At 75.6% G+C, this 17293-nt stretch carries 16 protein-coding genes and 1 tRNA gene; 10 read left to right on the forward strand and 7 right to left on the reverse strand.

Features of this window, described 5'->3' with window-relative positions:
- Nucleotides 1-31 precede the first annotated feature (31 nt).
- Nucleotides 32-631: a hypothetical protein gene (locus tag HCC30_RS04240; protein WP_169440638.1), complete on the forward strand. Its 600-nt coding sequence runs from the start codon at nt 32-34 to the stop codon at nt 629-631.
- 15 nt (nt 632-646) lie between these two features.
- On the opposite strand, the gene HCC30_RS04245 is transcribed toward HCC30_RS04240, so the two are convergent.
- Nucleotides 647-1501 carry a fused MFS/spermidine synthase gene (locus HCC30_RS04245; RefSeq protein WP_346776516.1) on the reverse strand — a complete coding sequence of 285 codons (855 nt, stop codon included), beginning with the start codon at nt 1499-1501 and terminating at the stop codon, nt 647-649.
- A 130-nt stretch (nt 1502-1631) separates the two neighbouring features.
- Entirely contained in the window at nt 1632-2015 is a 384-nt protein-coding gene (locus tag HCC30_RS04250; RefSeq protein ID WP_169440640.1) for a hypothetical protein, read from the reverse strand.
- A 181-nt stretch (nt 2016-2196) separates the two neighbouring features.
- Here HCC30_RS04250 and HCC30_RS04255 point away from each other — a divergent pair, with 181 nt between their 5' ends.
- Nucleotides 2197-3636: a tetratricopeptide repeat protein gene (locus HCC30_RS04255; protein WP_169440641.1), complete on the forward strand. Its 1440-nt coding sequence runs from the start codon at nt 2197-2199 to the stop codon at nt 3634-3636.
- A 15-nt stretch (nt 3637-3651) separates the two neighbouring features.
- Here HCC30_RS04255 and HCC30_RS04260 read toward each other — a convergent pair whose 3' ends face one another.
- A complete protein-coding gene (locus HCC30_RS04260; protein WP_169440642.1) occupies nt 3652-4248 on the reverse strand; it encodes a histidine phosphatase family protein in 597 nt (198 codons plus the stop codon).
- A 156-nt stretch (nt 4249-4404) separates the two neighbouring features.
- Here HCC30_RS04260 and HCC30_RS04265 point away from each other — a divergent pair, with 156 nt between their 5' ends.
- The 6 genes from HCC30_RS04265 (at nt 4405) to HCC30_RS04290 (ending at nt 10034) form a co-directional block, all read left to right on the forward strand.
- Nucleotides 4405-5598: a hypothetical protein gene (locus HCC30_RS04265; protein WP_169440643.1), complete on the forward strand. Its 1194-nt coding sequence runs from the start codon at nt 4405-4407 to the stop codon at nt 5596-5598.
- Nucleotides 5589-7145 (forward strand): hypothetical protein, encoded by a 1557-nt coding sequence (locus tag HCC30_RS04270; protein ID WP_169440644.1) that lies wholly within the window; start codon nt 5589-5591, stop codon nt 7143-7145. Before HCC30_RS04265 ends, HCC30_RS04270 begins: the two co-directional genes overlap by 10 nt.
- 124 nt (nt 7146-7269) lie before the next feature.
- Complete coding sequence (locus tag HCC30_RS04275) at nt 7270-8580, forward strand: AAA domain-containing protein (protein WP_346776517.1); 1311 nt, start codon at nt 7270-7272, stop codon at nt 8578-8580.
- Nucleotides 8581-8691: 111 nt separating this feature from the next.
- Complete coding sequence (locus HCC30_RS04280; protein WP_169440646.1) at nt 8692-9066, forward strand: hypothetical protein; 375 nt, start codon at nt 8692-8694, stop codon at nt 9064-9066.
- Nucleotides 9067-9178: 112 nt separating this feature from the next.
- Nucleotides 9179-9970, forward strand: coding sequence for a bifunctional DNA primase/polymerase (locus HCC30_RS28190; RefSeq protein ID WP_206323368.1), 792 nt, complete (start codon nt 9179-9181; stop codon nt 9968-9970).
- Nucleotides 9961-10034 (forward strand) — tRNA-Lys (locus tag HCC30_RS04290). Before HCC30_RS28190 ends, HCC30_RS04290 begins: the two co-directional genes overlap by 10 nt.
- A gap of 55 nt (nt 10035-10089) precedes the next feature.
- On the opposite strand, the gene HCC30_RS04295 is transcribed toward HCC30_RS04290, so the two are convergent.
- Entirely contained in the window at nt 10090-11283 is a 1194-nt protein-coding gene (locus HCC30_RS04295; RefSeq protein ID WP_169441384.1) for a M6 family metalloprotease domain-containing protein, read from the reverse strand.
- 587 nt (nt 11284-11870) lie between these two features.
- Here HCC30_RS04295 and HCC30_RS04300 point away from each other — a divergent pair.
- Entirely contained in the window at nt 11871-13610 is a 1740-nt protein-coding gene (locus HCC30_RS04300) for an EAL domain-containing protein (RefSeq protein WP_346776518.1), read from the forward strand.
- 52 nt (nt 13611-13662) lie between these two features.
- On the opposite strand, the gene HCC30_RS04305 is transcribed toward HCC30_RS04300, so the two are convergent.
- Entirely contained in the window at nt 13663-14685 is a 1023-nt protein-coding gene (locus HCC30_RS04305; protein ID WP_206323411.1) for an LLM class flavin-dependent oxidoreductase, read from the reverse strand.
- Between the two features lie 303 nt (nt 14686-14988).
- Here HCC30_RS04305 and HCC30_RS04310 point away from each other — a divergent pair, with 303 nt between their 5' ends.
- Nucleotides 14989-15378: a VOC family protein gene (locus tag HCC30_RS04310; protein WP_169440649.1), complete on the forward strand. Its 390-nt coding sequence runs from the start codon at nt 14989-14991 to the stop codon at nt 15376-15378.
- Nucleotides 15379-15433: 55 nt separating this feature from the next.
- On the opposite strand, the gene HCC30_RS04315 is transcribed toward HCC30_RS04310, so the two are convergent.
- Nucleotides 15434-16180 carry an aspartate/glutamate racemase family protein gene (locus tag HCC30_RS04315; protein ID WP_169440650.1) on the reverse strand — a complete coding sequence of 249 codons (747 nt, stop codon included), beginning with the start codon at nt 16178-16180 and terminating at the stop codon, nt 15434-15436.
- A gap of 86 nt (nt 16181-16266) precedes the next feature.
- Nucleotides 16267-17211 (reverse strand): decarboxylase, encoded by a 945-nt coding sequence (locus HCC30_RS04320; protein ID WP_169440651.1) that lies wholly within the window; start codon nt 17209-17211, stop codon nt 16267-16269.
- Nucleotides 17212-17293: the final 82 nt, after the last annotated feature.

Genomic DNA, 17293 nt, shown 5'->3' on the forward strand with positions numbered 1-17293 from the left:
GGCGGAACCGTACGCCATTAGGGTGAGCCGGATGCAACGACGACAGTGGGTGCAGAGCGGGGCGTGGGTGCTGGCCACGTGCGCCTCCGTGACCGTGTCCTGGTTCGGCGTGCACACCGTCGTGGCGGGCACGGCGTACGACCCGCCGCGCGCGATGCCCGTCTCCGGCACCCCCGGCGCCGGCGGGGACCCGCCCCGCGCCTCGTCCACCCACCGCCCCGAGCCCTCCCGCTCCCCCGGCCCCTCAGCGCCGGACCGGGACGAGAAGCCGGACGCCTCCCCCTCGGGCGAGGCACCCACGCGCTCCCCGGGGAGCACCGGCGCCGAGCCGCCGGGCGGCGCGAGCCCCGACGGCGGCGACGACGGTCCGGACGGCCCGGGTACGGGCGGCGGGTCCCGGGACGCGAGCGGTGAGGTGCGGAGCGCGTCGGTGACCGGGGGCCGGGCCGTCTTCGACGTCGGCGAGGACGCGGCGACGCTCGTCTCGGCCACCCCGCACGGCGGCTGGTCGATGCAGGTGTGGAAGACCGAGACCTGGATCCGGGTGACGTTCACCCAGGGCGACCGCGCCTCGACGGTCTTCTGCCGCTGGGACGAGTCCGCGCCCCGCATCGAGACCTTCAACGGCTGACGGGCGCCCCGGGCGTCAGTCGAAGGCGCCGGGCGGCGGCTCGGGCGAGGGGCGGGCCGCCGCGTCCGTCACGGGTGCCGCGCCGCCCGCGAAGTCCGCGAGCGCGCGGCCGCTCTCCACCCGGGCCGGGTGCGGGTCGCCGGCCGCGCGGCGGGTGAGCTCCGCGACGGGCAGCGCGCCGTCGCCCGCCAGCAGGACGCAGTTGCCGAAGCGCCGCCCGCGCCACACCGCCGGGTCCGCCACCGCGCAGACCTCGCCGAACACCGCCCGCGCGGTGGCGATCTGGCCCCGCAGATGCTCCAGCTGACCGCCGCCGGAGCCGGGCGTACGGGACGGGGTCGGCCCGTCGGTGATGTTCGCCGCGTACTGCCCGCCGGGCGCCAGCACCCGGCGGACCTCGCCGAGGAACTCGGTGGTCGTCAGGTGGGCCGGGGTGACGGCGCCGCTGAACACGTCGGCGATGACGAGCCCGGCCCAGTCGTCGGGGAGCTTCGCGAGCGCCTCGCGGGCGTCGCCGCCGCGTACCCGGATGCGCCAGTTCCGGTCCAACGGCAGCTCCGCGCGCACCAGTTGCACCAGCCGCTCGTCCCGCTCCACGGCCTGCTGGGCGGAGCGCGGGCGGGTCGCCGCCACGTAGCGGGCCAGGGTCAGCGCGCCGCCGCCGAGGTGCAGCACGGACAGCGGGCGTCCGGGCGGCGCGGCGAGGTCGGCGATGTGGCCGAGCCTGCGCTGGTAGGCGAAGTCGAGGTACGCCGGGTCGTCGAGGTCGACGTACGACTGGGGCGCGCCGTCGAGGGCGAGGGTCCAGCCGCGGGGCCGCTCGGGGTCGGGCAGCAGCTCGGCGTACCCGCCGTCGACGGCCGCGCCCACCGGCTGCCGTGCCTGCCGCGTCCGCCGCGTCCGGGAGTTCTCCCGTGCGCCGGCCTCGCTCCGCTCCCGCTTCCTGCCCTTCGCCACGGCCCCAGTATCCCGCATCGCCGCAGGCCACCGGGGCGGCGGTTCAGCGGCAGCGGTCGGCGGCCTCGATGGTGCGGGCCGCCTCGGACAGCGCGGCGCGCAGCCCGGCCGGTTCGCTGGCCGCGACGTGCGCGCCCTCGGGCGGGACCAGCCAGCGGGTGCCGGTGACGGGCGGGTCGCCCGCGGCGGCGCGGGGCCGTACGCAGGTCTCGGTGCAGGCGCTGCCCGGCAGGTCCCAGTGCTCGGCGGTGCCGGGCGGGACGAGGAAGCCCAGGGTGTCGCCCGCTCTGTCGTGCAGCACCGGGCCCACGCCGTCGCGCAGCCGCAGGATGTCGACGGCTTCGAGCCCCTGGCGGGCCGGGACGGTCACCAGATCGCAGGGTGCCCGGCCGACCGAACTGTCGGCGTGTGCACCGGTGTCCAGCATGGGGACGCCTCCTCCGAGCTCCTCCGCGGCGGTCATACCGAGTTCAACGGAGCAACGTGTCAAGGGCTACGGCGGCGGAACGCCGCAAAGGATGGCACTTCATGGCAAATGCTGGGTGAGATATCCGTTTTGTAGCCAAACTCCACGCAGTGACCGTCGTCACAGCCTGTACGGTCCCGCCATGGCGTCGTCACCTTCTGCGTCACAGGGCCCGCGGCGCGGACCCAACACCGCCTTTCGCCGGCTGCGGGGCGCCCTCTCCCCGGGCGAATTCGCGGCGGCCGTACGCCGGTCGGCACGTGAGATCGGCGAACAGGTCTCGTGCGACGCCCGGTACATCGGGCGCGTGGAGGCCGGAGAGATCCGGTGTCCCAACTACGCGTACGAGCGGGTGTTCCTGCACATGTTCCCGGGCTCCTCGCTCGCCGACATGGGCTTCGCCCCACGGGAGACGGTGCGCGGCCGCGCGGCGCGCGACCGTCGCGCTCACGGAGGTGAACAGGCGCCCCCGCAGGCCCCGTTGCGCCGCGCGGAACCGCTTTCCGCCGACGCCCATCACAGCTTCACCGACTGTCCCGAGATGCATGAGGAGAGCGACGTGCTACGTCGCGCGTTTATGACCGGCGGCCCGGCCGCCCTGGCGGCCGCCTCGATCGGCGCCCCCCTGCTGGACGCCGTGCGGGCGCGGCCCGCCGCCGCTGCCGAGCGGACCGCCGTCGCGGCACACCGCGCGGGCGAGGCGGAGGCGAGCGCCGTGGAGGGCGCCGTCCGCCGCATCCGGCTGCTCGACGACCGGCACGGCGCCGACGGCCTGTTCCGCCGCGCCGGGGACTCGCTCCGGGCCGCGTACGAGCTGCTGGAGTCCACGGCGCACCGCCGCTCCGTCTCCGACCGGCTGCACAACGGCGCGGGCGAACTGGCCATCTCCGTCGGCTGGTTGGCGCACGACTCCGGCCGGTTCGACGACGCGCGCTCGCACTACGCCGAGGCGCTCGCCACGGCCCGCGTCGCCTCCGACGCGGCGCTGGAGGCGCACGCCTTCTGCAACACCGCCTTCCTCGCGCGGGACGCGGACCGCCCCCGCGAGGCCGTACGGGCCGCGCAGGCCGGGCAGTCGGCGGCGGCGCAGCTGGGTTCCGCGCGGCTGCTGTCGCTGCTCAGCCTGCGCGAGGCCGGCGGCTGGGCCGGGCTGGGCGACCGTACGGGCTGCCAGGAGGCGCTGGCCCGGGCGCACCACCACTTCGAGCGGGGCCCGGCGGACGGCGACCCGGAGTGGATGTCCTTCTTCGGCGAGGCCGAGCAGGCCGGGCTGGAGGCCCAGTGCTGGTCGGCGCTGGGCGACTGGGGCCGCGCGGTGGAGCACGCGCGCCGCGCGGTGGCCCTCCAGGACCCCCATTTCGTGCGCAACAAGGCGCTGTTCACGGCCGAGCTCTCCGGCGACCTGGCGGCGCAGCGGCGCCCCGAGGAGGCCGCCGAGGCGGGCACCCGGGCGCTCGCGCTGCTCGGCCCCGTCACGTCCTCGCGCATCCGCGGCATGCTCGGCACCACGGCACGGCGGCTGCGCCCCTACCGCGCCGAGCCGTCCGTCGCCGCCTTCCTGGAACGGGCGAAGACGGCCTGACGGGCGGCTCCCGGGTCAGTCCAGGTGCCCGGTGTCGTTCCAGCGCTCGACGGCCGGGGCGCCGTACGCCCAGCCCAGGACGGAGAGGGAGGCGGGCGAGAGGCGCAGCCTGGCCGCGAAGGACGGGTCGTAGCCGAGCCAGCGGGCGCCGAGGACGCGCAGCACGTGGCCGTGCGCGAAGAGGAGGACGTCGCGGTCGGCCGAGCGGGCCCACTCGACGACCTCGTCCATGCGCGCGGCGACGGACGCGAGCGCCTCGCCGTCCTCGACGCCGTCGCGCCAGATGAACCAGTCCTCGCCCGCGCGCTGTTTGATCTGCGCGGGCGTCAGGCCCTCGTACGCGCCGTAGTCCCACTCCATGAGCGCGTCCCAGGGGCGGGCCGCCTCGCCGAAGCCGGCCAGTTCGCAGGTCTCGGCGGCCCGCACCAGGGGGCTGGTGCGCACCTCGACGTCCGGGAGGCCGTCCCAGGGCGCGCGGTGCAGGCGCTCGCCGAGCAGCTTCGCGCCGCGCCGGCCCTCCTCGAGCAGGGGGATGTCGGTACGGCCGGTGTGCTGGCCGGTGACCGACCACTCCGTCTGACCGTGCCGGACGAGCAGGACGCGCGCTGCCATGGGGGAACCTCTTCAGCCTGTTCTTCCGCTTCTGTCCCGTCCATCTTCGCGCAGCGCACGCGGATACAGCGCGCCGGGCCGGTCTCCCGGCCCCGGTTGTCGGCGGGGGATGCCAGACTTCGGCCGGTACTGCACTCTCCCGCGAGGCTCACACCGATGAACCCCTCCCCCGACCCCGACAGCGGCACAGCGGCCACCACGGCACAGCCGGTCCCGGCGCCCCGCGCCCCCGGGCTGCGGCGGCGGCTCGCCGAGCTGCGCGGCGGCCCCTCCGTCCCGCCCCGCCCGCTGGACGCCCGCGCCCTGGCCGCGCTCGCCGCCAATCCGGGCTGCCACCGCCGCGCCCTGCTGGACGGCGCCGGGGTCGACAAGGGCGCCGTCGCCGAGGCCATGGGGGCGCCCGCTTCCTTCGGCCAGTCGCAGTTCGCGCTGGTACGGGGCAACGCCTTCGAGGCGAAGGTCAAGGGAGACGGCAGCGCCGGGCTGATGGCGCTGCTGTGCGCGCGTACGGGGGAGCCCTGCCCCGAGCCCTCGGAGGTGAGGGTTCCGGAGCTCACGGCCGACGGCCCGGCCGGCCGCACGGAGCGCACCAGGCTCGCGCTGGAGGAGTCGGCCGGCGGCTGGGCGCTGCTGGACCACCCGATGCTGGCCCTGGACGTCGCCGGGACGACGGCGTACCTGGAGCCGGACGCGCTCGCCGTGCACCCGGACGGCAGTCTGACGGTCGTCGAGATCAAGTCCTTCCCGATCCTGGACGGCGCGGCCGACCCGGCGAAGGTCGGCGCCGCGGCCCGCCAAGCCGCCGTGTACGCCCTGGCGTTGGAGCGCTCCGGGCTGCGCCTCCGGGTCCGCGAGCAGGCGCTCCTGGTCTGCCCGAAGGACTTCTCCAACGTGCCCACGGCCGACCACGTCGACCTGCGCAAGCCCCGGGCCGCCACCCGCCGCCAGCTCGACCGGCTCACCCGCGTCGAGGACATCGCGGCCGCCCTCCCGGACGGGATCTCCTTCGACCCCGCGCGCCCGCCCGAGGAACTGCGGGCCGCGGTGGACACGGTGCCCGCCGCGTACGCGCCGGAGTGCCTGGCCGGGTGCGAGCTGGCGTTCCACTGCCGCTCCGGGGCGCGCGCCGAGGGCGCCGTCGAGTCCCTGGGGCGTTCGGTGCGGGGCGAGTTGGGCGGGCTGCGCACCGTCGGCCAGGTCCTGGAGGCGGCGGCCCCGGGCCAGGGCGAGGCCGCGCACCCGGACCCGGCCGTCGCGGCCCTGCGCCGCGCGGCGCGGCTGCGCGCCGAGGCCCTGGCGGGCGCGGCCGCCGGAGGAGAGAAGACCGAGGAGGACGCCCCGTGTCGCTGATGTCCGCGCTGGCCCGCATGGAGGCCGTGGCCGCGGGCCGCGCCCAGCCGCTGGCCACGGTCCGGCACCGCCGGCTGGCCGAACACCCGCTCGTCCTCGTCCCGTTGACCACGGCCGGTGAGACGGGCGCGCCGCTGGGCGCCCTGGCCGGGTGCGACCGTGACGCGCCCGAGCTGCTGGTGGTGCCCCAGCCGCGCGACCGTGACCTGCGCTTCGCCTTCCTGGCCCGGCTCGCCGACGTCCTGCTGCCGCACTTCGCATCCGCCGCGGACGACGTCGAGTTCGAGCAGCGCAAGGAGACGGACCCGGAGACGGGCAAGAAGGTCCCGGTCGAGGTGGAGCTGTGCCGGAACGCGCCGCAGCTGCTGGTGCCGAACGCGCCGGGCGTCGACTTCGTCCGCCTGCTGGGGCGTTCGATGCGCTTCCGGCGCACGGCGGAGGACGACCCGGAGGCCGCGCACCCCGCGCCGCCGTACGTACCGCTGCTCGGCCGCTGGCTCACGCACTACGGCGAGCGGGCCCGGGTGCCGGGCGCCTCGCTGCTGCTGTCGATGACGGAGCTGCTGTCCCGCCACTGGGCCACCGGCCAGAGCGGCCTGGAGGACCAGCACCTGGGCGCCCTGCTCGCCTGGACGGACCCGCCGGAGGACGGCGACGGCGCCGCGGCAGCGCTCCGCGCCGAGACGGCCCGCGACGCCTCCGGCCAGCTGCTGCTCCCGCCCGCCGGGCCCGCCACGGACCCGGCCTTCGACAACCGGCTGCTGGCGCCCGCGATCGCCCGGTACGACGCGCGGGTGCCGGGCGCCGAGGACGAGGTGCGGGAGCTGGTCGCCGGGCAGTTGCGGCCGACCTGGGACGCGATGTGGCGGGGCGTCGACCTGCTGCGTGCGCTGCCCGAGGGGCCGCGCGTCGAGGGCCGCTGGAAGCGCGACCGCTGGTCGTACACCGGCCACCGGGACAAGGTCCGCGCGGGCGAGCCGCCGCAGCCCCGCCGGGACGACGCCGTCACGGCGGCGAACAAGCTCGCCACCCGCGAGCAGGCGCAGGCCAGGCTGGAGGCCGAGGAGGCGCTGGACGATCCGCTGGTGATGGCGGCCCGGCGGCTGACGGGCGAGGCGTTCGAGGGCGTGGTCGAGTCCGTGGAGGAGGCGTGGTCGGAGGGCCGGCGGCCGATGCCGCGCCCGCTGGTCACGCTCCGCACCGAGGACAGCCCGCTGCTGGCCGAGGGCGAGAAGGTGCACCGCGCGCTGGGGGTGCCGGGCGAAGGGACGCAGCAGAGCGCCGAGTTCGTGGCGAGCCCGGGGGCCGGGCTGTTCACGCTGCGCCTGGTGAACGGCATGGGCCGGGCCAAGGAGCCCGCCCCGGGCACGGTTCCGGTGCCGGGCGAGCGGGTGTGCTGGACGCTGTTCGAGCACGCGCCGCGCGGCGGCCCGGGGCTCCCCGAGCCCGAGGACACCCCCTGGACGCACGGCGGCCCGCCGCCCGAACCGGCCGCAGGACAGGGCGCCTTGGCGCCCGACCCGGTCACCGCCGAGGACCTGCTGTGAGCCCCGGCACCCACCGCAGCACGAGGAAGGACACCCGGTGACGCGGACAGCCCCCGCCCCCACGGACGCCACGGACCCGGAGCCCCCGGCCCCGGGCGAGGCCGCCGGCCGCGCGACGACGGCGATCCTGCACGACACCCTGCACGGCACCCACCGCGGCGTGGTCGTCGACTCGCCCCCGGGCGCGGGCAAGTCCACGCTCGTCGTCCGCGCGGCCCGCGAACTCGCCGCCGCCGGACACCCGTTGATGATCATCGCGCAGACGAACGCGCAGGTGGACGACCTCGTCGACCGTCTCGCCACCGCCGACCCCGAACTGCCCGTCGGCCGCCTGCACAGCAGCGACGCGCGGCCGTACGACCCGGTGCTCGACAGCCATGCCTCCGTCGTCACCTCGGCCAAGCCGGCGGATCTGCTCCAGCTCCCGGTGGTCGTCTCCACCGCCGCCAAGTGGGCCTGGGTGTCGGTCGATTCGCCCTGGCCGCACGCGATCGTGGACGAGGCGTACCAGATGCGGTCCGACGCGCTCCTCGCCGTGGCCGGGCTGTTCGAGCGGGCGCTGTTCGTGGGCGACCCGGGGCAGCTCGACCCGTTCAGCCAGGTCGGCGCCGAACAGTGGGCCGGGCTGACGTACGACCCCTCGGCCAGCGCCGTGGCCACCCTGCTCTCCCACAACCCGCACCTGCCGCAGCACCGGCTGCCGGTCTCCTGGCGGCTGCCCGCCTCGGCCGCGCCCCTGGTCTCGGACGCCTTCTACCCGTACACCCCGTTCCGCAGCGGCACCGGACCCGGCGACCGCGCGCTCTCCTTCGCGACGCCGGCGGACGGTTCGGCCACCGACGCCGTGATCGACGAGGCGGCCCGTACCGGCTGGGGTCTGCTGGAGCTCCCGGCCCGGCGCACCCCGCGCACCGACCCGGAGGCCGTCGCCGCGGTGGCCGACGTCGTCCGCCGCCTGCTCGCCCGCAACGGCGCGTCCACCAGCGAGCGTTCCGACGTCCCTGCGCCGCTGGGCGCCGACCGCGTCGCCGTCGGCACCGCGCACCGGGACCAGGCGGCCGCCGTCCGCGCCGCCCTGGCCGCGTGCGAAGGCGAGGACGCCCCCGAGGGTCTGGCGGAGGTCACCGTGGACACCGCGAACCGGCTCCAGGGACGGGAGTTCGACGTCACGGTGGTGCTCCACCCGCTCTCCGGACGCCCCGACGCGACGGCGTTCCACCTGGAGACGGGCCGCCTGTGCGTGCTCACCTCACGGCACCGGCACGCCTGCGTCGTCGTCTGCCGCGCGGGAGTTCCCCAGCTGCTGGACGACCACCCGTCGACGGAGCCGCTGGCGCTGGGCGTGCCCGTCGCGTTCCCGGACGGCTGGGAGGCCAACCAGGCGGTCCTGTCCCACCTCTCGGCGCACACCGTGCGCACCGAACCGGGCCGCTGACCCCCGCGCCGGGGAGGACAATGGAAGGCGCGGCACCACGCGGCCCGAGCCCCACGGCCACGGACGCCCGTCCGTGACCGAACGACGTACCGGTGACCAGAGGAGGTCCCCATGCCCGAGCCGGAACCGGCTCAGGACGCGCGCGGCGGCACCCCGCGCGCGCAGCACTTCCGCCGTCCCGCCTCGCTGCTCTTCGAGCCGCCCGAGGCGGAGGCCGACGCGGAACACTTCTTCGACCTGGAGTCGATCGAGGACCCGAAGGAGCTGCTGGGCCGCGCGACGGATCTGACGCTCGCCTTCCGCTCGGCGGCCGACCGCGCCATGGAGTTCCAGGCGGTGGCCGCCGCGCAGCTCGCCGACCCGAAGCGCTTCGACCGGCTCTCCGAGGCGGCGATCGCGGAGCGCGGGGAGTGGACCGAGGACTACGCGCGCAAGATGATCGAGTTCGGCCGCGAACTCCTCGCCGACAAGGGCGCGGCGGAGTAACTCCCGTCCGTGCACGGCCCGGACGCGCGGACGGTACCCGATGCCGGATCCGCTTGTCCCGGTTTCCGCCGTTCCGGGCGAACGGCCCCGCAGCGGCCGATAACTCTGTGCCATGAGCACTGTTGACCGGGAGCGTCCCTCCCGAGCGCACCCGGACGTCCACGACCTCGCCGGCCGGACGGCGGACCGTCCCCGTACGGCCGCCGGGCGCGGCGGCGCGGCGGCCGAGCCGGCGCGCGTCACCCCGGCCGGTGCCGACTGGCTCGCCTCCGCGAGCGTCTTCCCCCGCAGCGTCCACGCCCTGTGGCGGCTGCGCCCGGGCGCGCCCGGCGTGCTGCCCTGCGGCCGGGCCTTCGACGTGGTGAGCGTCGCGCCGGTGTTCGGCCGCCGCCTGCTGGACCGGCTGTGGTCGGCGGGCCCGGGCAGCGGCCCCGTCGCCACGCACCGCGGCCGGATGCTGCTGTTCGCCGAGCCGGGCACGGCCCACCGGCTGCCCGCGCTGCTCGACTGGGAGGAGTGGCGCACCCCGCGCCCCGGACCGGCCACCCCCGGTTCCGCTTCCGGCCTGGCCTCGCTGCTCTGCCACGGCCGGGGGGACGCGGTGACGGTGCCGTCGCCGCTCCCGCCCGAGGACCCGGGCCCCGCCTCCGGCTCGCGCTGGCTGGTCGCCCCGGACGTCCGGCACCCGTGGCTGCCCGGCGCCGAGGCGCTGCTGCGCGCGTGCCTGCGCGCCGAGCTCTCCCGCGAGGACCGCCCGCCGGAGGCCCGGGACGGGGCCGCGCGGCGGGTGCCGGCCGTCGGCGCAGGTCGTGGCGTGGGTCACGACTCCGGGCCGGGAGGACTATCGATTTTTATCCCGGCGGGTGGTGGTGCTAATGTCTACGACGTCAGCAGGCGCCGTTAGCTCAGTTGGTTAGAGCAGCTGACTCTTAATCAGCGGGTCCGGGGTTCGAGTCCCTGACGGCGTACAGACAGGCGAAAGCCCCTCGTGAGAGCGAGGGGCTTTCGTCGTTCCCGGGGCCGCTAGTCGCGGGCCTCCCCCAGCGGGCCCCGCGTGATCCGTACGTCCCAGCCGCCGTCCTGGCCCCGGCCGGTGACCTCCACCCGTACGCCCCCGCCGCGTTCCGTCGCGAAGCTCTCGCCCTCGCCGAGCGGGGCGTCCGCGAGCGCCGGGTAGACGGAGCCGTCGGCGCAGCTCCGGGTGCCGGGGTGGCCGTCGACGACCTCGATCGGCCCGCGCGTGGACGCCCGGTCGCTGCGCACCCAGTACAGGAGCACCCCGCCGTGGCACATCCCGCTCTCGGCGCTCCGGGTGCCGCGCACCTCGACGGCGAGGGCCTCGCGGGCGCCGGTGCGGACGACGGCGAGCCGCTTGTCCTCGCCCCCGGTGCCGAGCGGGGTGCGGTCGAGGGAGTACAGGGTGTGGGTGCTGCTGCCCTCGGCCTCGGCGACGCAGTCGACGTGGGGGCGGCCGAGCCAGCCGAGCTTCCACTTGTGCCAGGCGAAGGGTTCGGGCGCGAGGCCGAACTGGCTGCCCATGAGGTCCCAGTCGCCGACGTAGGTGTCCCAGTCGCCGGTCCCCGTACCGGCACCGTCGCCGTCGGGCCGGTGGTAGAGGTCGGGGAGGTCGAAGACGTGGCCGGTCTCGTGGGCGAGGACGTGCCGGTCGGGCGGGCTCTGCTCGAAGACGGTGACCAGCCGCTTGATGGCGGAGCCGTCGGCCTCCAGCGGTTCGTCGAGATTGACGACCTTGGTCGCGTCCGAGTTGACGCCGCGCGCGTCCGGGTCGGCGACGAGGTAGATCACGTCGTACCGGCTGAAGTCGACGTACGGGTCGGCGGCGGCGACCGCGTCCCGCAGGTACCTGCCGCGCAGCTCGGGCTCCCAGTCCCGGTGGATGCCGTACGAGGTGGAGGCGGCGGGCATCCGGATCCAGTGGCCGAAGGTGTGCGGGCGCAGGGTGAAGCGGCCGTAGGAGGCGCGGTCGAAGAAGTCGGAGGTGGCCGGGAAGTGGTCGGCGGCGAGCTGCCGGGGGCGCACGGAGGGGCGGGCGTCGGGGAACGCGAGGAAGATCATCGCGGCGTCGAGCGAGCCCTCGGGGCGGGGGTAGTCGGCGTTCCAGGTGTCGGTGCCGAGCGAGTGGTGCGCCTCGGTGCGCGGGAGCGCGCAGGGGACGGTTCCGGTGGCGGCGGAGGCCGGGCCCGCGACGAGGGCCATACCCGTGAACGCGGTGAGCGCGGTCCCGAGCGTCGCCGTCCGGCGCCAGCCGCGCCCCCAGTGCACTCCCCCGGGTATGTGCGATCGCGCCACGTCTCGACCTCACCGTTTCAGGAAGCAGGGACGACCCCCACGCTGTCGCCAATGTCCCGTGAAGTCCTGTTCCGGTAGGCCGGGTGAGTCACACGCGGTACGACTAACTCCACTACTCTCCGTGGCTTTCGATCAGCTTGTGGCGCCGCCCGGGCAGAAATGTTCAGCCGTGGGCCGACCCGTTTGCCCCACGGACATCAATGGCCGTTTCCCGCATCCAAGGCACTGGCTCCGCGATCGCACGAACCTCTATGATCGGCACATTTCCAGCGCGGATCCGCCTCCTGACGCCGCACGGCGTTCCTCCCCGACGGGGGCCGGCCGATCCGTACGAGTCGAATCCCCCGCGGGAGCGATTGGTGAACGGACCCCTCGAAGGACCGGGCAACAACGCCGGCGACACACCCCGAACAGCACCGCAGGACACAACGGAAAGTAACCGTGAACCGCCGCGGAACGGCAGCAGGCAACGCCGCCGGGACCGCGGCTCCCGGATCACGCAGAGCGACTTCCGGGCCGCGTTCGGCGCGGCCCAGCTCGCCATGGCCATCGTCGACCGCGACGGCCGCGTGGTCACCGCGAACCGGGCGCTCGGCACGCTGCTCGGCACCAGCCCCGAGTCCCTCACCTCGGCCACCGTCTCCGACCTGACGGGCCTCGGCGGCGATGACCCGATGCGCCGCCGGTACCACGAGACGCTGCTCGGCCGCGGCGGCCGGATGACCTGCACCCGGCGCCTGAAGCACACCGACGGGCACACCCTCTGGGCCGAGGTGACCGTCACCCCCACCGAACGGGAGGGCGAGGCGCTGCTCGCCGTCACCGACATCAGCGAGCACCGCGACCTCCAGGAGCGCCTGCGGCACCTGGAGATGCACGACCCGGTGACGAAGCTGCCCAACCGCACGCTGTTCTTCGAACGGCTCGCCACGGCGCTGGCCGAGACGGCGACCGGCCGGATCGGCGTCTGCTACCTGGACCTGGACGGCTTCAAGGCGGTCAACGACACCCACGGGCACCGGGTCGGCGACGAGCTGCTCAACGCGGTCGCGCAGCGGCTGCGGCTCTGCTCGCAGGACCACGAGCACAGCGGCGACGGCGGCGGCCAGGGGCATCTGGTGGCGCGGCTCGGCGGCGACGAGTTCGTGATCCTGGTGGAGAACTCGACCGGCACGGAACAGCTCTCCGGCCTCGCGCAGGCGGTGACCCTGGCGCTCCAGCCGCCCTTCGAGCTGGCCGGACAGCGGATGGCCGTCTCCGCGAGCGTCGGCGTCGTCGAGCGCGAGGCCGAGGGCACGACGCCGACGGAGCTGATGCAGGCCGCCGACACCACGCTGTACTGGGCGAAGGCCGACGGCCGCGCCCGGTGGACGCTCTTCGACCCCGAGCGCAACGCGCACCGGATGACCCGTCAGGCGCTCTCCAGCGCGCTGCGCGGCGCCGTCGAGCGGGGCGAGTTCCTGCTGGAGTACCAGCCGATCGTCGGCTTCGACGACGACGGGCTGCGCGGCGTCGAGGCCCTGGTGCGCTGGCAGCACCCGCAGTTCGGGGTGCTGCCGCCGAACCGGTTCGTCGGGCTCGCCGAGGAGAACGGCGCGATCGTGCCGCTGGGCCGCTGGGTGCTGGAGGAGTCCTGCCGCCAGGCCAGGCGCTGGATGCGGGAGCGGCCGGACGTGCCGCTGTTCGTCAGCGTCAACGTCGCCGTGCGGCAGGTGTGGGACGCGGATCTGGTCGCGGACGTCGCGCGGGTCCTGGAGGAGACGGGGCTGCCCGCCGACCGGCTCCAGCTGGAGCTGACCGAGTCGGCGGTGATGGGCTCGGCGGGCCGGCCGCTCCAGGCCCTGCAGGCGCTGAGCGGGATGGGCGTACGCATCGCCATCGACGACTTCGGCACCGGCTACTCCAACCTCGCCTACCTGAGCAGGCTTCCGGTGCGGGTGCTGAAGCTGGACGGCATGTTCGTCCGCGGGTTCCGCGCCGCACGGCACCAGAACCCGGCGGACGAGACGATCGTGACGGCCCTCGTCCAGCTCGCGCACCAGCTGGGGCTGACCGTCACCGCCGAGTGCGTCGAGGGCCCCGCGCAGGCCGAACGGCTGCGCCGGATCGGCTGCGACACCGGACAGGGCTGGCACTACGCGAAGCCGATGGCGGCCCGCCGCGTCTCCGCCCTGCTCGCCGTCCAGCCCGCACCGCCGGAACACCCCGCGCCGCCCGGGCCCGAGGCCCCCTGAGCGAGGCCCCGGCCCGCGCAGCCGTCCGCGCCCCGTCCGGCGCCCGGCCGGCTCAGTCCTCGTGCGGCATGCCGTACGCGTCCGCGATCAGGGAGACGGAGCGGACGCGGGCCTCGGGCGCGTGCACGTTCGCCGTGATCATCAGCTCGTCGGCCCCGGTGCGCCGGGTCAGCGCGTCCAGCCCCTCGCGCACGGCGTCGGGGGTGCCGTGCACGACGTTGCCCGACCAGCTGTCCACGAACTCCCGCTCGGCGGCGCTGAACTCGTACGCCTCCGCCTCCTCCGGCGTCGGCATCAGACCGGCCCGTCCGGTGCGCAGCCGCAGCATCGACAGGGCGCCGGTGAGCGTCTGACGCCGCGCCTCCTTCTCGTCCTCCGCCGCCAGCGCGGCCACCCCGATCGCCGCGTACGGCTCGTCGAGGACGGCCGACGGGCGGAAGTGCTCCCGGTACAGGTCGAGCGCGGGCAGCGTGTTGGCCGAGGAGAAGTGGTGCGCGAAGGAGAACGGCAGGCCGAGGCTGCCGGCCAGCTGGGCGCTGAAGCCGGAGGAGCCGAGCAGCCAGACCGAGGGCCGGCCGGTGTCCCCGCCCTGGACCGGTCCTGGCACGGCGTGGATGCGCGCGTAGCGGTGGCCGTCGGGGAACGAGTCGTCGAGGAACCGGATCAACTCGGCGAGCTGCTGCGGGAACTCGTCGGCGCCCTCCCTCAGCCGGTCGGTGCGGCGCAGCGCGGCGGCGGTGGCGCCGTCGGTGCCGGGGGCGCGGCCCAGGCCGAGGTCGATCCGGCCGGGCGCGAGCGCCTCCAGCGTCCCGAACTGTTCGGCGACGACGAGCGGCGCGTGGTTGGGCAGCATCACGCCGCCGGAGCCGAGCCGGATGCGGTCGGTGTGGGCGGCCAGGTGGGAGAGGATCACCGCGGGCGAGGAGCTCGCGACGCCCGGCATGGAGTGGTGCTCGGCGACCCAGTGGCGGGTGAAGCCGCGCCGTTCGGCCGTCCGCGCCATCTCGACGGAGGCGCGCAGCGCGTCCCGCGCGCTCTGCCCGACGCCGACGTTCACCAGGTCCAGGACGGACAGCGCGGCCGGTGCGGTGCCCTTCGCGCGTCCGCGGACGGGGTCGTGCCGCTCTCCGGCCGGGCCGCGGTGCGTGCCGTGCCCGCCGTCTGCCGCTCCGGTGCTCGTGCCCTGTGCGTCGTCGCCCACCGTGGCCCTGCCTCTCCCCTGATGCGTCTGCTGCGTCCGTTGCTTCCGGGGACGACAACCGCGCGCCGGGTCCCGGTCTTCCCCGTGCGGCGTGTGCTTCGCGCCACGGGCACCATCTACGGGTCGGCCGGCGCGGTGCCGCCGGCGTGCCAAGGGCATCACGGCTGTGGAGGAAGCATGCGTGTCACCGGGTTCGACCACCTCGTCCTCAACGTCTCCGACGTCGAGCGCTCGCTCGCGTTCTACCGGGACAGGCTCGGCCTCGCGCCGGTACGGCTGGCGGAATGGCGGGCGGGCGAGGTCCCCTTCCCGTCCGTCCGGGTCAGCGCCACGACGATCATCGACCTCGTCCGCGCGCCCGGCGGGGCGCCTCAGGGCGGGAACGTCGACCACATCTGCCTGACCGTCGCCCCGCTCGACTGGCAAGAGGTCGTCGACTCGGGCGAGTTCACCGTCCTCGACGGCCCGGGCACCCGCTTCGGCGCCCGCGGCGAGGCCCAGTCGCTGTACGTCCGGGACCCGGACGGCAACACCGTCGAGCTGCGCTGGTACCCGCAGGACGCCTGACGCGCGAGGGGCCCCGGACGCGGGGTGCGTCCGGGGCCCCTCGGCGGGCGGGCCGTCAGGCCGCGAAGAGCGTGCCCAGGCGGGGGCAGCGGACCGTGCGGTCCAGCAGGCGCAGGCCCTCCCAGGCGGTGACCTGGTTCGCCGTGAGCACCGGCTTGCCCAGCGACTCCTCGATCCGCGGAATCCAGGCCGCGCTGTGCAGCGCGGTGTCCGGCAGCAGCACCGCCTGCGCCTGCGGGTGGTCCCCCGCGGTGGCCATGGCGAGCACCTCGTCCAGGCCCCAAGTGCCCACCTCGGCGGCGGTGATGATGCCGCTCCCCCGGTGCGAGACGACCTCGGCGCCGGCCGCCTTGAGGAACGCGGCGAAGAGCTCGGCCACGTCGTCCGGGTACGTCGCGGCGACGGCCACCCGCTCGGCGCCGAGCGCGCGGACGGCGTGCGCGAAGGCGAAGGAGGTGCTGGAGGCCGGGAGCCCCGCCGTCGCCGACAGCTCGCGCACCTGCTCGTGCGCGCCCTCCCAGCCGAAGACGAAGCTGGCCGAGGTGCAGGCCCACACGACGGCCTGGACGTCCTGCCGCTTCACCTCGTCCACCCGGGCGGCCAGCCGCGCCGTGGAGCCCATCTCCAGCAGGGCGTCCACCCGGTGGGCGTCCTCCCCGATGTCGGTGTGCACCAGCGGCAGCCGGACCCCGGCGCCCGCCTCCGCCAGCATCCGCTCCAGGCGCGGATAGTCGTCCTCGGCCGAATAGCCGGGGTAGAGGAACCCCACCGCCTGCTCCGGCCGCCCTGCCGCCTGTGCCATCTACGCCTCCTGACGCGTCGTGCCGAGTGCTGGTGCTGCTGCGACGCGGCGGGCGAGGCGCCCGCCGCGTCCGGGAATCCGGCCGGTCACCGGGGCGGCTGCGGGCCGCCCCACTCGTCGCCGCCGGCCGGCGGGTACGGCGGGTCGAAGCCGTCGAGCGGCTCGCCGCCCTCGGCGCCGGCGCCCGCGAGCGCCGCCTCCTGCTCCACCGGGTCGGCGGCCGGGGGCACGTTCGCCGCGGCGGGACCGGGGGGTTCGGCGGGCGGCGCGGGCGCCATCCCGGCGGGGCCGCGCCGGGCCGCCGGGTCGAGCAGCGCCTGGTACGCGCCGACGGCTTCCTTGCCGACGCGGCGCAGCGCGGCCCACATCGTGACCTGGTTCGCGGAGAGGACGGGCATCCGCAGCTCGGCCTCCAGCTGCGGGATGACGTCGTAGGTGGGGAGGTTGGTGCAGCTGATGAACAGCGCGTCGGGCGCGTCCCCGACGGCCTCCCGCGCCATCTCGACCACGTCCCGGTACGGCACCTTCCAGATGTGCCGGGTGAGCCCGAGGTACGCGCGGCCGGTGACCGCGACCCCGGCCTCGCCGAGGAAGTCCTCCAGCGAGTCCGTCACGGACTTGGTGTAGGGGGTGATGACGGCGACGCGCCGCGCGTCGATCTCGCGCAGCGCGTCCAGCAGGGCTCCCGACGTCGTGAGCGACGGCGTCTCGGACGCCTGTTCCATGGCCGCGCTCATCGCTCGCTCGCCGCGCGTCCCGCCGACGAAGCTGCCCGATGTGCAGGCGTACGCGAGGACTTCGGGCTCGACGGCGGAGAGGGCCTGCACGGCCGAACGCAGTGTCTCGTGCTCACTGACCAGCCGGGCCTGGTCGAGGCTGACCTCGACGGGAACAAAAGGGGTTCGCGTGAGGTGCAGGGACACGTCGTCCGGCACCCAACGCCACAGCTCGCGATCCAGCGCGAAGTCGAACGGAGCGACGATTCCTACACCACGCTGCGGTTGTGGTCCGCCGAGGAAGGAGACATCCATTTCGAGCCCCAAGAGAACGGAGGGGTGGCCTGTGGCCGGAAGGCCGAAGGGCCGAGAGAAAAGGAAAGCCGGTCAAAAGCCG

It is taken from the genome of Streptomyces sp. HNM0574 (assembly GCF_012726235.1).
GTDB lineage: Bacteria > Actinomycetota > Actinomycetes > Streptomycetales > Streptomycetaceae > Streptomyces.

Excerpts from the sequence above, each read along its gene's own strand:
- HCC30_RS04320 (WP_169440651.1), bottom strand. The coding sequence starts at position 17,211 with ATGGATGTCTCCTTCCTCGGCGGACCACAACCGCAGCGTGGTGTAGGA.
- HCC30_RS04240 (WP_169440638.1), top strand. The coding sequence starts at position 32 with ATGCAACGACGACAGTGGGTGCAGAGCGGGGCGTGGGTGCTGGCCACG.
- HCC30_RS04295 (WP_169441384.1), bottom strand. The coding sequence starts at position 11,283 with ATGGCCCTCGTCGCGGGCCCGGCCTCCGCCGCCACCGGAACCGTCCCC.
- HCC30_RS04315 (WP_169440650.1), bottom strand. The coding sequence starts at position 16,180 with ATGGCACAGGCGGCAGGGCGGCCGGAGCAGGCGGTGGGGTTCCTCTAC.
- HCC30_RS04280 (WP_169440646.1), top strand. The coding sequence starts at position 8,692 with ATGCCCGAGCCGGAACCGGCTCAGGACGCGCGCGGCGGCACCCCGCGC.
- HCC30_RS04250 (WP_169440640.1), bottom strand. The coding sequence starts at position 2,015 with ATGCTGGACACCGGTGCACACGCCGACAGTTCGGTCGGCCGGGCACCC.
- HCC30_RS04265 (WP_169440643.1), top strand. The coding sequence starts at position 4,405 with ATGAACCCCTCCCCCGACCCCGACAGCGGCACAGCGGCCACCACGGCA.
- HCC30_RS04260 (WP_169440642.1), bottom strand. The coding sequence starts at position 4,248 with ATGGCAGCGCGCGTCCTGCTCGTCCGGCACGGTCAGACGGAGTGGTCG.
- HCC30_RS04255 (WP_169440641.1), top strand. The coding sequence starts at position 2,197 with ATGGCGTCGTCACCTTCTGCGTCACAGGGCCCGCGGCGCGGACCCAAC.
- HCC30_RS28190 (WP_206323368.1), top strand. The coding sequence starts at position 9,179 with ATGAGCACTGTTGACCGGGAGCGTCCCTCCCGAGCGCACCCGGACGTC.
- HCC30_RS04310 (WP_169440649.1), top strand. The coding sequence starts at position 14,989 with ATGCGTGTCACCGGGTTCGACCACCTCGTCCTCAACGTCTCCGACGTC.